11 protein-coding genes are annotated in these 13,708 nt (G+C 70.1%); 6 read left to right on the top strand and 5 right to left on the bottom strand.

The features are described 5' to 3' along the window. Window positions 1-69 precede the first annotated feature (69 nt). A complete protein-coding gene (gene speB, locus AAHM41_RS34285; RefSeq protein WP_342241120.1) occupies window positions 70-1,035 on the top strand; it encodes an agmatinase in 966 nt (321 codons plus the stop codon). Window positions 1,036-1,044: 9 nt separating this feature from the next. On the opposite strand, the gene AAHM41_RS34280 is transcribed toward speB, so the two are convergent. Continuing rightward, the gene (locus AAHM41_RS34280; RefSeq protein ID WP_342241119.1) at window positions 1,045-1,236 is read right to left on the bottom strand and encodes a hypothetical protein; all 192 of its coding nucleotides are present in this window, start codon (window positions 1,234-1,236) and stop codon (window positions 1,045-1,047) included. A gap of 209 nt (window positions 1,237-1,445) precedes the next feature. Between AAHM41_RS34280 and AAHM41_RS34275 the strand changes: the two genes are divergently transcribed. Both AAHM41_RS34275 and AAHM41_RS34270 read left to right on the top strand, forming a co-directional pair. Then, on the top strand, window positions 1,446-2,462 hold the full coding sequence (locus AAHM41_RS34275) for an LLM class flavin-dependent oxidoreductase (protein ID WP_342241118.1): 1,017 nt from the start codon (window positions 1,446-1,448) through the stop codon (window positions 2,460-2,462). A 108-nt stretch (window positions 2,463-2,570) separates the two neighbouring features. Next, window positions 2,571-3,824: an Hsp70 family protein gene (locus AAHM41_RS34270; protein ID WP_342241117.1), complete on the top strand. Its 1,254-nt coding sequence runs from the start codon at window positions 2,571-2,573 to the stop codon at window positions 3,822-3,824. A 9-nt stretch (window positions 3,825-3,833) separates the two neighbouring features. On the opposite strand, the gene AAHM41_RS34265 is transcribed toward AAHM41_RS34270, so the two are convergent. From AAHM41_RS34265 to AAHM41_RS34250, 4 genes are all read right to left on the bottom strand, one after another. Beyond that, a complete protein-coding gene (locus tag AAHM41_RS34265; protein WP_342241116.1) occupies window positions 3,834-4,409 on the bottom strand; it encodes a cytochrome b in 576 nt (191 codons plus the stop codon). Beyond that, on the bottom strand, window positions 4,406-7,594 hold the full coding sequence (locus AAHM41_RS34260; protein ID WP_342241115.1) for an efflux RND transporter permease subunit: 3,189 nt from the start codon (window positions 7,592-7,594) through the stop codon (window positions 4,406-4,408). The genes AAHM41_RS34265 and AAHM41_RS34260 overlap by 4 nt, the downstream gene beginning before the upstream one ends. Before the next feature lie 2 nt (window positions 7,595-7,596). Beyond that, window positions 7,597-8,787 (bottom strand): efflux RND transporter periplasmic adaptor subunit, encoded by a 1,191-nt coding sequence (locus AAHM41_RS34255; RefSeq protein WP_342241114.1) that lies wholly within the window; start codon window positions 8,785-8,787, stop codon window positions 7,597-7,599. A 161-nt stretch (window positions 8,788-8,948) separates the two neighbouring features. Beyond that, on the bottom strand, window positions 8,949-9,806 hold the full coding sequence (locus AAHM41_RS34250) for a hypothetical protein (protein ID WP_342241113.1): 858 nt from the start codon (window positions 9,804-9,806) through the stop codon (window positions 8,949-8,951). Between the two features lie 96 nt (window positions 9,807-9,902). Between AAHM41_RS34250 and AAHM41_RS34245 the strand changes: the two genes are divergently transcribed. The 3 genes from AAHM41_RS34245 to AAHM41_RS34235 all read left to right on the top strand — a co-directional run bounded on the left by AAHM41_RS34245 (window position 9,903) and on the right by AAHM41_RS34235 (window position 13,674). Beyond that, window positions 9,903-10,754, top strand: a complete 852-nt coding sequence (locus AAHM41_RS34245) for a phosphodiester glycosidase family protein (RefSeq protein WP_342241112.1) — start codon at window positions 9,903-9,905, stop codon at window positions 10,752-10,754. 226 nt (window positions 10,755-10,980) lie between these two features. After that, the gene (locus tag AAHM41_RS34240; protein ID WP_342241111.1) at window positions 10,981-12,366 is read left to right on the top strand and encodes an aspartate aminotransferase family protein; all 1,386 of its coding nucleotides are present in this window, start codon (window positions 10,981-10,983) and stop codon (window positions 12,364-12,366) included. 210 nt (window positions 12,367-12,576) lie between these two features. Next, window positions 12,577-13,674, top strand: coding sequence for a polyamine ABC transporter substrate-binding protein (locus AAHM41_RS34235; RefSeq protein WP_342241110.1), 1,098 nt, complete (start codon window positions 12,577-12,579; stop codon window positions 13,672-13,674). Window positions 13,675-13,708: the final 34 nt, after the last annotated feature.

Genomic DNA, 13,708 nt, shown 5'->3' with positions numbered 1-13,708 from the left:
ACCGTCTGCGCCGCCCCGCCCCCCGCCCCGGCGGGGGGCCGGCGCGGGCGGGAATGATCGGGAGGGGCCATGGTGGGCAAGTTCGAGCCGCTGGATTCCGGCCAGGTGCCGCGCTTCGCCGGCATCCCCACCTTCATGCGCCTGCCGGTGGCGACGCCGGCCGAGGTCGACATCGCCCTGGTCGGCGTGCCCTTCGATGGCGGCGTGACCAACCGCGCCGGGGCGCGGCACGGCCCGCGCGAGCTGCGCAACCAGTCCAGCCTGATGCGCCGCGTGCATCACGTCACCGGCGTCTCGCCCTACGATCTGGTGCGGGTCGGGGATTGCGGCGACGCGCCGGTCGACCCGATCAACCTGGCGAAGTCGCTGGAGTCGATCGCCGGCTTCTACGCCGATCTGCACGAGGCCGGCGCGGTGCCGGTCTCGGCCGGCGGCGACCATCTGATGTCGCTGCCGATCCTGCGCGGACTGGCCACAGGCCACCCGGTCGGGCTGATCCAGTTCGACGCCCATTCCGACACGTATGACAGCTTCTTCGGCAATCCCTACAACCACGGCACGCCGTTCCGCCGGGCGATCGAGGAGGGGCTGGTCGACCCGAAGCGGCTGGTCCAGATCGGGCTGCGCGGCTCGATCTCCGACGCCGGCAACTACGATTTCGCCAAGGCCTGCGGCATCCGCATGATCTTCATCGAGGAGTTCGACCGCCGCGGCCCCGACGACGTGATGGACGAGGCGCTGGAGATCCTCGGCGCCGGGCCAGCCTATGCAACCTTCGACATCGACGCCATCGATCCCTCGATGGCGCCGGGCACCGGCACGCCGGAGATCGGCGGCATCACCACCCGCGAGGCGCAGCGCATGGTGCGCCGCCTGGCCGGGCTGGATCTGGTCGGTGCCGACCTGGTCGAGGTCGCGCCGCCCTTCGACCCGTCGGGCCTGACCGCCGTGACCGGGGCGACGCTGATGTTCGAGCTGCTCTGCGCGGTCGCGCCGGGCGTGGCGGCGCGCCGCGGGGCAGGGGCCTCTATCTGACGCCCTGGGTTACGGCCGGCCGATCCGGGGCCGCAGCCAGGTCAGGATGCGGGTCGGGCGGTCACCGACGCAGTGGAAGCTATGTGTCGCAGCCGACCGCGCGGCAGAGGCGGCGGCCTGCTCCGCCGATCGCCGCTGCTCCGGCGGCAGCGCCATCCAGTCGCGGATGATCGCGCGGCGCGGGGTGTGTTCCGGCTTCATCTCTGTCGGCCCTCCGGTTCCAGGGCGGCTGTCCTAGCCGGAGGGGCCGCAAAGATTGAATTCCGAACTCCGCGCCATGCCCGAGTCTCGCCCCTGTCCACAGCCATCGCGCATCCGCGGCGGATGACCGCCATGCGGCCGGCGCAGCCGCGCCGGATCGCCTCGTGCCTTGAACCGGGGCCGCGGCCGCCAAAGTTCAGGAGATGACATTGCCGCTCTCGGTCCTCGACCTCGCGCCGATCGCCTCCGGCTCCCAGCCCGGGCAGGCCGTCCGCAACTCGCTCGATCTCGCCCGGCTGACCGATCGGCTGGGCTTCACCCGCTACTGGGTGGCCGAGCACCACTCGATCCCCGGCGTGGCCTCGACCGCGCCCGAGGTGCTGATCGGCCATGTCGCCCAGGTGACGCAGCGGATCCGCGTCGGCTCCGGCGGGGTGATGCTGCCCAACCACGCGCCGCTGCGGGTGGTCGAGGCCTTCAAGATGCTGGAATCGCTGCATCCCGGCCGGATCGACCTCGGCCTCGGCCGCGCCCCGGGCTCGGACGGGCTGACGGCGCTGGCCCTGCGCCGGTCGCAGGAAGCCGTCATCGCCAACGACTTCCCGGAGCAGTATGCCGAGCTGCGCGCCTTCGCCGACGGCACCTTCCCGGCCGACCACGCCTTCCGGGCGGTCCATGCGGTGCCGGAGGACGTGCCGCTGCCGCCGGTCTGGATGCTCGGCTCCAGCGAGTTCGGCGCGCGCTTCGCCGCCCGGATCGGGTGCGGCTTCGCCTTCGCCCACCACTTCAGCCCGCAATACACGATGCCGGCGATGCATCTGTACCGGACCAACTTCCAGCCCTCGCCGGCGATGCAAGCGCCGCATTCGATCCTGACCGTCTCGGTCTACTGCGCCGAGGACGCGGCGGAGGCCGAGCGGCTGGCGGCGCCGCACCAGCTGTCCTGGGTACGGCTGCGCAGCAATCGGGCGGGCGTGCTGCCCAGCCCGGAGGAGGCGCTGTCCTATCCCTACACGCCGGAGGAGAAGCGCGTCGCCGAGAATTCGCGGCGCAACCAGATCGTCGGCACGCCGGAGACGGTGAAGGCCGAGATCGAGCGGCTGGCCGGCGAGACCGTGGCCAGCGAGGTGATGATCACCAGCATGATCCACGACCACGCCGCCCGGCTGCGGTCCTACGAGCTGGTGGCGCAGGCGTTCGGGCTGCCGGGCATCGCAACGGCGTGACGCCGCAGCCTCTTCCCCTCGCTCCCCACATGCGCTAAAAGCGCCGCCCTTTCCCAGCCCCGTCCGACCGGACCCGGGGCTTTTCGGCGTTGCGCGGCGGAGGCGGAGATGGCGGTCTGCGGCCTGGATTTCGGCACCTCGAATTCGACCCTCGGCATCGTCGATTCGCAGGGCGCGCGGCTGCTGCCGCTGGAGGGTGCGGCAACCGCGCTGCCCAGCGCCATCTGGTTCGACCTGGTCGGCGGCGCCCCGCGCTTCGGTCGCTCGGCCATCGACTCCTATGTCGACAGCCTCGACGGCCGGCTGATGCGCTCGATCAAGTCGGTGCTCGGCACGCCGCTGATCGAGGAGGACACCTGGGTCGGGCGCGAGCGGATCGGCTTCAAGCAGGTGATCGCGATCTTCCTGGCCGAGATGAAGGCGCGGGCCGAGGCCGCCTGCGGCCATGCGCTGGAGCGGGTGGTGCATGGCCGGCCGGTGCATTTCGTCGACGACGACGCGGCCGGCGACCGCGCCGCCCAGGACGTGCTGCAGGGGATCGCGCGCGGGGCCGGCTTCGCCGAGGTGTCGTTCGAATACGAGCCGATCGCCGCCGCCCGCACCTACGAGGCCGGGCTGGACCGGGAGGAGGTGGCGCTGATCGTCGACATCGGCGGCGGCACCTCCGACATCTCGATCGTCCGGCTGGGGCCGCAGCGCAAGGCGCTGCCGGACCGGGCGGGCGACATCCTGGCCAATGACGGCATCCGGCTGGGCGGCACCGATGTCGACCGGCTGTTCAGCCTGACCACGGTGATGCCGGCGCTCGGGCTGGGGACGAAGATGAAGCGCCAGGGCGCGGTGGCGCCCAGCCGCTACTTCCACATGCTGGCGACGTGGAGCCGGATCAACGCCCTCTACGCCCCCAAGGTGGTGGCGGAGGTGCGCGACGTGCGGCGCGAATCGCGCGATCCGCAGAAATTCGACCGGCTGCTGCGGGTGCTGGAGGGCAATCTCGGCCACAGCCTGGCGCTGCGGGTCGAGGCGGCGAAGATCGCGCTCGGCGACAAGGACCCGACCGTGATCGATCTGCGCCTGGTCGAGCCCAAGCTCGGGCTGCGCGCCGGCCGTGCGGTACTGGATGCGGCCATCAGCGACGCCGTCGGCCGGCTGTCGGCGCTGATCCGGCGCTGCATCCAGGCGGCCGGCCTCACGCCGGACCGGCTGGACGCCGTGTTCCTGACCGGCGGCTCGGCCCTGCTGCCGGCCTTCCGCGCAGCGGCGCTGGCCGAGGCGCCGGCCGCCCGGGTGGTGGAGGGGGACAGCTTCGGCGCGGTCGGCGTCGGCCTGGCCATCGAGGCGCAGCGCCGCTACGGCCCCTGAGATCCAGGGTCACCCGCCGGTCTGCTCCGGCAGCATACGGTCCAGCGTGCCGTCCCGCCGGACGGCGACGTGCCAGACAGCCGCAGCAATATGGAGCACGACCAGGGCGTAGAGCGCCCATTGCCCGACCGCATGCACGGTGCTGCCGATCCGCCAGATCGCATCGGTCGCCGGGGTCAGCAGCGGCGCCTCGAACAGGCCGAAATACGGAATGGCGCGGCCGCGGCCGGCGGACATCAGATAGCCGCTGAGCGGCATCGCCAGCAGGACCAGGTACAACAGCCAGTGGCTCGCCATGGCCGCCGCGGACTCCCAGGCCGCCCATCGCGCCGCGGGCGGCGGCGGATGGATCGCCCGCCACACCAGCCGCGCGGCGGTCAGGGCCAGGATCGTCAGCCCGACCGATTTGTGCAGCATGACGATTGTGGCGCGCACAGTGTCGCCGTTCGGCAGGCTTTCCATCACCCAGGCCAGGATCAGGACGGCCAGCATCAGCGCCGCCGAGACCCAGTGCAGCCACTGCGCCGTGGCGGTGTAGCGCCCGGTGGCCTCGGGCGCGGCGGCGGTGATCACATCCGTGCTCATTCATGGCCCTCCTGCAGCGACGGGGACGGGGCGGCGGTGCGGCCGGAGAGGCGCCGGGCCGCCTGCTCCATTCCGCGGCAGGCGACATAGAAGGCGGGGGTGAAGATCAGGCCGAAGGCGGTGACGCCGATCATCCCGAAGAACACCACCACGCCGAGCGACTGGCGCATCTCGGCCCCGGCGCCGGTGGCCAGCACCAGCGGCACCACGCCGAGAATGAAGGCCAGCGAGGTCATCACGATCGGCCGCAGCCGCACCCGCGCCGCCTCGATCGCGGCCGCGAACCGGTCGGCGCCCGCGGCCTCGGCCTGGCGCGCGAACTCGACGATCAGGATGGCGTTCTTGGCGGCCAGCCCGATCAGCACCACGAAGCCGATCTGCGCCAGGATGTTGACGTCCATGGCGGCGGCCAGCAGGCCGGTCAGTGCCGCCAGCAGGCACATCGGCACGATCAGGACCACCGACAGCGGCAGGGTCCAGCTCTCATACAGCGCGGCCAGCAGCAGGAAGACGAACATCGCCGAGGCCGCGAAGACCAGCAGGGCGCTGGTGTCGGCCAGCCGCTCCTGCAGCGCCACCTCGGTCCATTCGAAGCCGTAGCCTTCGGGCAGGGTCTCGGCCGCGATCTGCTCCATCCGGTCCAGCGCGGTGCCGGTCGACACGCCGGCCGCCGCGGCGCCTTGGACCTCGGCCGCGGGGTACAGGTTGTAGCGCGGGATGCGGTAGGCGCCGGCCCGCTCCTCGAAGGTCGCGACCGACCCGATCGGCACCATGGCGCCGGAGTCGCTGCGGGTCTTCAGCCCCTCCAGCGCCGACGGGTCCTGGCGGAATCGGGCATCGGCCTGGGCCCGGACCTGGAAGGTGCGGCCCAGCAGGTTGAAGTCGTTCACATAGGCCGAGCCGAGATAGATCTCGAGCGTCTCGAACACACGGGATGCGGGCACGCCCAGCATCTCCGCCTTCACCCGGTCGATATCGGCGTACAGCTTCGGCGTCGCCGTGTTGAATGGGCTGAAGACATTGGCGAATTCGGGCGACTGGCCGGCCGCGGCGACGACCTGGCGCACGGCGGCCTCCAGCTCCTCCGGCGTGCCGCCGGCCAGGTCCTCGACCATCAGCTTGAAGCCGCCGGTGTTGCCCATGCCGCGGACCGAGGGCGGCTTGATCGGCACCACCCGCGCCTCCGGCACGTCGGCCAGGCGGGCGGTCAGGTCGGCGATGACCCGGTCGACGCTCTGGCCGCGCCCCGCCCGCGCCTCGTAGGGGTCGAGGATGGCGAAGACGACGCCGCTGTTCGACGCGCTGGTGAAGGTGGCGCCGTCCAGCCCGGCGATGGCGACCGTGTGGGCCACGCCCGGGGTCGCGTCCAGCCGGTCGGAGACGGCCTTCATCGCCGCATCGGTGCGGGCCAGGGCGGCGCCGGGCGGCAGCTGCACCGCGGTCAGGAAATAGCCCTGGTCCATCACCGGGATGAAGCCGGTCGGCACCCGGCTGAACTGCCAGCCGGTCAGGCCCAGCAGCCCGGCATAGGCGGCGAGGACCAGCAGGCCGATGCGCAGCAGCCGGCGGGTCAGCCCGCCATAGCCGAGCGACAGCCGGTCGAAGCCGGCGTTGAAGCCGCGGGCGCCGGCGGCCAGGCCGCGCAGCAGGACGTTGCGGGGCTTGGCGGCGTGGTCGTCCTGCGGCCGCAGCAGCAGCGCGCAGAGCGCCGGGCTCAGCGTCAGCGACACGAAGGCGGAGATCGCGGTCGCCGCGGCGATGGTCACCGCGAACTGGCGGAAGAACCGGCCGGAGATGCCGGACATCATCGCCGCCGGCACGAACACCGCGCACAGCACGAGGGCGATGGCGATCAGCGCGCCGCTGATCTCCTCCATCGATCTGTGCGCCGCTTCCTTCGGCGACAGGCCGGCGCGCAGGTGCCGTTCCACGTTCTCGACCACCACGATGGCGTCGTCGACGACGATGCCGATGGCCAGCACCAGGCCGAGCAGCGACAGGTTGTTCAGCGAATAGCCCAGTCCGGCCATCACGGCGAAGGTGCCGATCAGCGAGATCGGGATCGCCAGGATCGGGATGATCGCCGCCCGCCAGCTGTGCAGGAACAGGATCACCACCAGCACGACCAGGGCGATCGCCTCGAGGATCGCCTTGTAGACCTCGCTGACGGATTCGGCGATGAACCGGGTCGGGTTGAACGGGATGGCGTATTCGACCCCGGCCGGCAGGCTGCGGCCCAGCTCTGCCATCGCCGCGACGACGCGGTCGGCCGTCTCCAGCGCGTTCGAGCCGGGCTGCTGGAACACCTGGATCGGCTGCGAGGTTCGCCCGTCGAAGAGGGCGCCGCCGCGGAAGCTCTGCGCCGTCAGCTCGACCCGGGCGACGTCGCGGATCCGGGTGACGCGGCCATCCGCGTCGGTCTTGACGATGATGTCGTCGAACTCGGTGGGGTCGGACAGGCGCCCCAGCGTCTCGACATTCAATTCGAAGGCGCCGTCGGACGACACCGGCGGCTCGTTCACCACGCCGGCCGCGACCTGGACGTTCTGGGCCCGCAGCGCTGCCAGCACCTCGCCGGCCGTCAGGTTGCGGGCGGCGACCGCGTCGGGATCCAGCCAGACCTGGATGGCATAGTCGCGGGCCGTGGGCATGCGGACGTCGCCGACGCCCTCGACCCGCAGCAGCGCGTCGCGGATCCGCAGCGTCGCGTAGTTCGAGAGGTAGAGCGGCGCGCGCGATCCGTCCGGCGAGAACAGCTGCACCACCAGCAGGATGTCCGGCGACGATTTCCGCACCGTCACGCCGAGGCGGCGGACCTCCTCCGGCAGCCGCGGCTCGGCCACCGCCACCCGGTTCTGCACCAGCACCTGCGCCTCGTCGAGGTCGGTGCCCAGCGTGAAGGTGACCGTGATGCTGAGCTGGCCGTCGCCGGTGGACTGCGAGGACATGTACAGCATGTTCTCGACGCCGTTGATCTCCTGCTCGATCGGCACCGCCACGGTGCTGCTCACGACCTCCGCCGAGGCGCCGGGATACTGGGCGCGGACGACGACGGTGGGCGGCGTGATCTCGGGGTACTGGGCCAGCGGCAGGGTGAGGTAACCGGCGATGCCGATCAGGACGATCAGGACCGAGAGGACGGTCGCCAGGATCGGCCGCTCGATGCAGAGATGGGGCAGGCGCATCGTCAGTTGACCATGGCGGTGGCGGCCGGCGCGATCTCGCCGGGCTGCGGCACCACCTTCTGGCCGGCGCGGGCGCGCAGCAGGCCGTTGATCACCACCCGGTCCTCCGGTCGCAGCCCGCTCTCGACCACGCGCAAGCCCCCCGGCAGGCGGGCGCCGAGCCGGACCGGCGTGGCGCGCAGCGTGTCGTCGTCATTGACCGTCAGCACGATGCGGCTGGCCTGGTCGGTCAGCAGCGCCGTCTCGGGCACCAGCAGGGCGTCGCGCTCGCCGGACGACGCCAGGCGCAGGCGGCCGAACTGGCCGGGGGTGATGAACAGGTCGGCATTGGCCAGCACGGCACGGGCGCGGATGGTGCCGGCGCCGCTTTCCAGCCGGTTGTCGACGAAGCTCATCGTGCCCCGGTAGGGCCAGCCGTCGTCATCCTGCAGCCGCGCCTCGATCGGCACGTCCCGGTCGCGGATCGGCCGCAGCTCGCCCGACTGCACCGCCCGCTCATAGGCGACGAAGTCGCGCTCGCTCATGTCGAAGACGAAGTAGATCGGGTCGAGCGCGACCACGGTGGTCAGCAGCGTGCCGGTGTCGGACACCAGGCTGCCGGCATCGACCCGCCGGTTCGACACGCGGCCGCTGATCGGCGCCTTGATCTCGGTGAAGTCGAGGTCCAGCTGCGCCCGGGTCAGCCCGGCCTGGGCCAGCTCGAAGGCGGCGTCGGCCGCCTGCTTCTGCTGCCGGCGCTGGTCCAGCGTGGCGCGCGAGACGGCGGAGGTGCCGACCAGCTGCTCCGTCCGGCGCAGCTCCAGATCGGCCAGGTCGCGCTGCGCCCGGGCGCTGGACAGCTGGGCCTGGGCCTCGGCCACCGCGGCATGGTACGGGCGGGGGTCGATGGTGAACAGGGTCTGGCCGGCCTGCACGATCTGGCCGTCCTCGAAGCCGATCGACTGCAGGTAGCCGGAGACCCTGGCCCGGATCTCGACGCTCGCGGTCGGCTCGAACCGGCCCGCATATTCCCGCTGGTCGACCACCCGCCGCAGCAGCGGCGGCGACACGATCACGCTGGGAACCGGCCGCGCGGCCGCCTGGCCCGTCGTCGCCGCGGTGCTCCGCGACGCCTGCCAGCCCAGCCCGGCCAGCCCGCCGACCAGGGCCAGCGCCACAACTCCCGCCAACGTCCGAATCACCGGGCGCCCCATGCCTCTCGCTCCCTATGGCCTGAAGCGCAGAGTGCGGGCCGGTTGTCTCAGAACTGTGTCGGGGCGGATCGGGGATTGTCGCGAATTGTCTCAGCGTTGCTGCATTGCACAATTCGATACGAAATGGGCCGGATGCAGGCTCGCCCAGCCCGTCGCGCCGGTCAGCTGCAGAAGTTCGGCTGGTACTGGTAGACCCACTGGGTCTTGGTGGTCGGGTTGGTCGACACCCAGCCGGTCATGCCGCGGATGGTGTCGAACATCAGCTTCGAGCGCTGGTCGACCTTGTCGGTGAAGTCGCCGTCCGTGTCCTCGACCTTGAACGACACCTCGGCGCTGGCGACGGTCGACGACCCGTTAGCATACCACAGCGTCAGGTCGAGCGCAGCGTCCTGCTGGCCCAGGTCGCTCTCCGGCCCGTCATAGGTGCGCTCGGTGATCGACAGGGCGCCGACGATGTTCAACGCCTCCTGCTTCGGCAGGTTCAGCGACTTGGTCGGCGGGAACAGGTCGACGACGTCGTCGAGGATGTTCAGATTCTTGGTCGCCGAGAGCGGCTCGGTGGTCGAATGCGAGTAGACCCATTTGAACGGCGGGGTGATATCCGCCTCCAGCTTGGTCTCGGCGGCGTCGTCGCTGCCGCTGACATCGGTGTTGGCCGCGGTCGACTGGCTGTCGGAGCGGAACTTCAGGTTGATCTCGCGCTCGGTGCCCTCGACCCGCTCGCGGAAGCTGTAGCCGAGGTTGTTCAGCCGGCAGGTGCCCGGCGAATCGTAGTAGCGGACGGTGCGGACCTTATCGACGGCGAAGCTGCCGTCGACGGTGCGGTCGAAGCCGGCGGCGGTCAGCTTCGTCCGCAGCTCGGACAGGAAGCTGTTGGCCGTGGCGACCGGCTGCGCCTGGAACTTTGCCGGATCGAGCAGGACCTTGTATTCCTTGCCCGTCAGCGGGTCGGCGGCCTGCGCGGTCCCGGCGGCGGACACCACCAGGCCGATCAGCCCGAGGCGAAGCCATGTCATCATTTGGTGCGAATCCCCCGGCATGAATGATGCAAACGCGCGGCAGGCTAGGCGGTCTGTATGAAGCTGATATGTCAACGGCCCCATGATCGACGTCACATGGCGAGACTTTTCTCCGTGCTCGCGCTGCTGCTGACCGCCGCCTGCGGCGCGGCCGTCAGCACGCCCAAGCCCGCTGAGGTCGCCGAACCGGCGCCCGCGGCCCCGCTCACGCCCGCGCCTGGGTCTTCCTCCTTTGCGGCGCCGGAGGGCAGGGCTGCCGGCCAGCCGTGCCGGCCGGTGTCCTTCGAGGCGGTCGACTACACCGTCTGCGAGATCGACCTGCGCCGCTATCGCCTCGGCCTGTTCTGGCAGGGCGGCGACGGCCGGCCCTACGGCTCGCTCTACGCCTTCAAGCGGGCGATGGCCGCGGCGGGCGACCCGCCGCTGGTGGCGATGAACGCCGGCATGTACCACGAGGACCTGTCGCCGGTCGGCCTGTTCGTTTCCGGCGGGCGTGAACTGCACCCGGCCAACGATGCGGATGGCGACGGCAACTTCTTCATGAAGCCGAACGGCGTCTTCTATGCCGATGGCGAGCGCGCCGGCATCCTGGAGACCGGGGCCTTTCTGCGCCAGGCCCCGGCCGCCGGCATCGCCACCCAGTCCGGCCCGCTGCTGGTGGTCGACGGCGCTCTGCATCCGCTGTTCAGCGACGACGGCCCGTCGCGCAAGACCCGCAACGGCGTCGGCATCCGCGACGACCACACCGTGGTCTTCGCCATCTCGCGCGACGGGGTCAGCTTCGGCAGCTTCGCCCGGCTGTTCCGCGACGCGCTGGGCTGCCGCAACGCGCTCTATCTCGACGGCTCGGTCTCGGCCCTGTCGGCGCCGGACGGTCTGTCGGTCGGCTGGGGCATCCGGGTCGGCCCGATCCTGGCGGTGTTCGACCGCAGCGCGCCGGTCAGCTAGCGGGCCGAGTCGCTCGGCTAGTGACGCCGCGCGCCAGCAGCGATATGCTTGCGGCACCATGACACGGCCACGGCCCCACCGCAGTCGTCAATCGCGCAAGCAGCAGCTGATGCTGCTGTGCGCCCGCATCGGCTATAACCCGCCGCGCGCCTGACTTTGCTACCGGGTCGCCGCGGGAGGCGGCCCGGTTTCCGCATTTTTGTCCGGATTCACGCGAGGTCGCGTCATGAACAGTTTTGCCGCCAGCCGTACCACCGCCGAGTGGAAGGCGCTCGACACCGCCCATCACCTGCACCCTTTCACCGACTACAAATCGCTCGCCTCGGAAGGGGGTAGCCGCGTCATCACCCGCGCCGAGGGCGTCTGGCTGTGGGATTCCGAAGGCCGCCAGATGATCGACGGCATGGCCGGGCTGTGGTGCGTCAATGTCGGCTACGGCCGCAAGGAGCTGGCCGACGTCGCCCATGAGCAGATGCTCGAACTGCCCTTCTACAACACCTTCTTCAAGACCACGACGCCGGCCGCGGCCGAGCTGTCGGCCAAGCTGGCGGAGATCACGCCCGCCGGCCTCAGCCGCGTCTTCTATGCCAACAGCGGGTCGGAGGCGAACGACACCATCGTCCGCATGGTCCGGCACTATTGGGACCTGAAGGGCAAGCACCGCAAGAAGACGATCATCGGCCGGCAATACGGCTATCACGGCTCGACCATGGCGGCCGTGTCGCTGTGCGGCATGGGGGCGATGCACCGCCAGGCCGACCTGCCGTTCCCGGGCTTCCACCACGTCATGGCGCCCTACTGGTACGACAATGGCGGCGACCTGGAGCCGGAGGCCTTCGGCAAGCTGGCCGCCAAGGCGGTCGAGGACCGGATCAAGGAGCTCGGCGCCGACAGCGTCGCCGCGGTGATCGCCGAGCCGATCCAGGGCGCCGGCGGCGTCATCATCCCGCCCGCCAGCTACTTCCCGGAGCTGCAGCGCATCTGCCGCGAGCACGACGTGCTGCTGATCGCCGACGAGGTGATCTGCGGCTTCGGCCGCACCGGCGAGTGGTTCGGCTCCGACCTGTTCGGCATCCAGCCGGACCTGATGACCCTGGCCAAGGGCATCACCTCGGGCTACCTGCCGCTGTCCGCCGTCATGGTCGGCGACCGGGTGGCCGAGACGCTGATCGAGGAGGGCGGCGAGTTCTACCATGGCTTCACCTATTCCGGTCATCCGGTGGCCTGCGCCGTGGCGCTGGCCAACATCCGGATCCTGGAGCGGGAGAGGCTGGTCGACCGCACCCGGACCGATATCGGCCCGTATTTCCAGGACCGGCTGCGCGAGGCCTTCGCCGACCACCCGATCGTCGGCGAGGTGCGCGGGGTCGGCCTGATCGCGGCGATCGAGCTGGTCCAGGACAAGGCCACCCGCGAGCGCTTCCCGAACTACGGGGCGGTCGGCACCCAGTGCCGCAACCATTGCTTCGCCAATGATCTGGTGATGCGCGGGGTGCGCGACGCCATGGTGCTGTCGCCGCCGCTGGTGATCTCGCGCGACGAGGTCGACGAGCTGGTCCGGCGGGCGAAGATCGCGATCGACGCCACGGCGCGGGACGTCGGCAAGATGTGAAGGGCAGGGCGGCTGTAATCCGGCCGCCCTTCTTCGTTGAGGACGGGGTTGCAAATGTCACGGACGCAGGGCACAGGGAGGACGGTTCGAGCCCGTTTGTGCACTGCGCCGTCGCCGCGATTGACAGTTTTCCCAGCGGCGAGTTGCATTGAATCACAAAGGGAGCCGGCTCGACGGGTCTCGAACAGATCACAGACAGGGAATGGTTACATGAAGCGTCTCGTGCAAAGCCTTCTCGCGACCGCCGCGCTGTGCGCCGGGGCAGTGCCGGCTCTGGCCCAGGAGAAGGTCGTCAACATCTACAACTGGTCGGACTATATCGGCGAGACCACGCTGGCCGACTTCACCACGGCCACCGGCATCAAGACCGTCTACGACACCTATGACGGCAACGAGGCGCTGGAAGCCAAGCTGCTGACCGGCAATTCCGGCTACGACCTGGTCGTGCCCACCGCCCAGCCCTTCCTGTCGCGCCAGATCAAGGCCGGGGTCTATGCCGAGCTCGACAAGTCCAAGATCCCGAACTGGAAGAATCTCGACCCCGAGTTGCTGAAGCTGGTCGAGACTGCCGACCCGGGCAACAAGCACGCCATCATCTACCAGTGGGGCACGGTCGGCATCGGCTACAATGTCGACCAGGTGAAGAAGCGCCTGGGCGACGTGCCGCTGGACAGCCTGGACCTGGTGTTCAACCCGGAGAACGCCAAGAAGCTGGCGGATTGCGGCATCACCATCCTGGACAGCGCGACCGACATCCTGCCGGTGGCGATGAACTACCTGAAGCTCGACCCGAACAGCGAGAAGCCGGAGGACCTCAAGGCCGCCGAGGAAGCGGTGATGAAGTTCCGTCCGTATCTCAAGTACGTGCACTCCTCGCAGTACATCAACGATCTGGCCGGCGGAAACGTCTGCGTCTCGATCGGCTGGTCGGGCGACGTCAACATCGCCAAGGCCCGGGCCGAGGAGGCGAAGAACGGTGTCAACATCGATTACATCATCCCCAAGGAAGGGACGCTGATCTGGTTCGACATGATGGCGATGCCAAAGGATGCGCCGCATCCGGAGGAAGCCTACGCCTTCATCAACTTCATCCTCGACCCGAAGGTGATGGCCGGCATCGACGACTATGTCGGCTACGCCAACGCGGTGAAAGGCAGCAAGGAGCTGATGGATCCCGAGATCGCCAACAACCCCAACGTGTTCCCGCCGGAGGACGTGATGACGCGGCTGTTCGCGATCAAGGAAGCATCGTCCAGCTATGAACGGCTGCGCACGCGCACCTGGACGCGCATCCGCACCGGCCAGTAGCAAGGGCGGGGGGCCCCCCCCGCCCGGGGGGGGG

This window comes from Inquilinus sp. OTU3971, assembly GCF_038440215.1.
Note: the sequence above shows the minus strand (reverse complement) of the source record. Positions and strands in the feature narration are given on the sequence as shown.

Coding starts and splice junctions, on each gene's coding strand:
- speB (WP_342241120.1), top strand. CDS start 70: ATGGTGGGCAAGTTCGAGCCGCTGGATTCCGGCCAGGTGCCGCGCTTC.
- AAHM41_RS34280 (WP_342241119.1), bottom strand. CDS start 1,236: ATGAAGCCGGAACACACCCCGCGCCGCGCGATCATCCGCGACTGGATG.
- AAHM41_RS34270 (WP_342241117.1), top strand. CDS start 2,571: ATGGCGGTCTGCGGCCTGGATTTCGGCACCTCGAATTCGACCCTCGGC.
- AAHM41_RS34265 (WP_342241116.1), bottom strand. CDS start 4,409: ATGAGCACGGATGTGATCACCGCCGCCGCGCCCGAGGCCACCGGGCGC.
- AAHM41_RS34260 (WP_342241115.1), bottom strand. CDS start 7,594: ATGCGCCTGCCCCATCTCTGCATCGAGCGGCCGATCCTGGCGACCGTC.
- AAHM41_RS34255 (WP_342241114.1), bottom strand. CDS start 8,787: ATGGGGCGCCCGGTGATTCGGACGTTGGCGGGAGTTGTGGCGCTGGCC.
- AAHM41_RS34250 (WP_342241113.1), bottom strand. CDS start 9,806: ATGATGACATGGCTTCGCCTCGGGCTGATCGGCCTGGTGGTGTCCGCC.
- AAHM41_RS34245 (WP_342241112.1), top strand. CDS start 9,903: ATGGCGAGACTTTTCTCCGTGCTCGCGCTGCTGCTGACCGCCGCCTGC.
- AAHM41_RS34240 (WP_342241111.1), top strand. CDS start 10,981: ATGAACAGTTTTGCCGCCAGCCGTACCACCGCCGAGTGGAAGGCGCTC.
- AAHM41_RS34235 (WP_342241110.1), top strand. CDS start 12,577: ATGAAGCGTCTCGTGCAAAGCCTTCTCGCGACCGCCGCGCTGTGCGCC.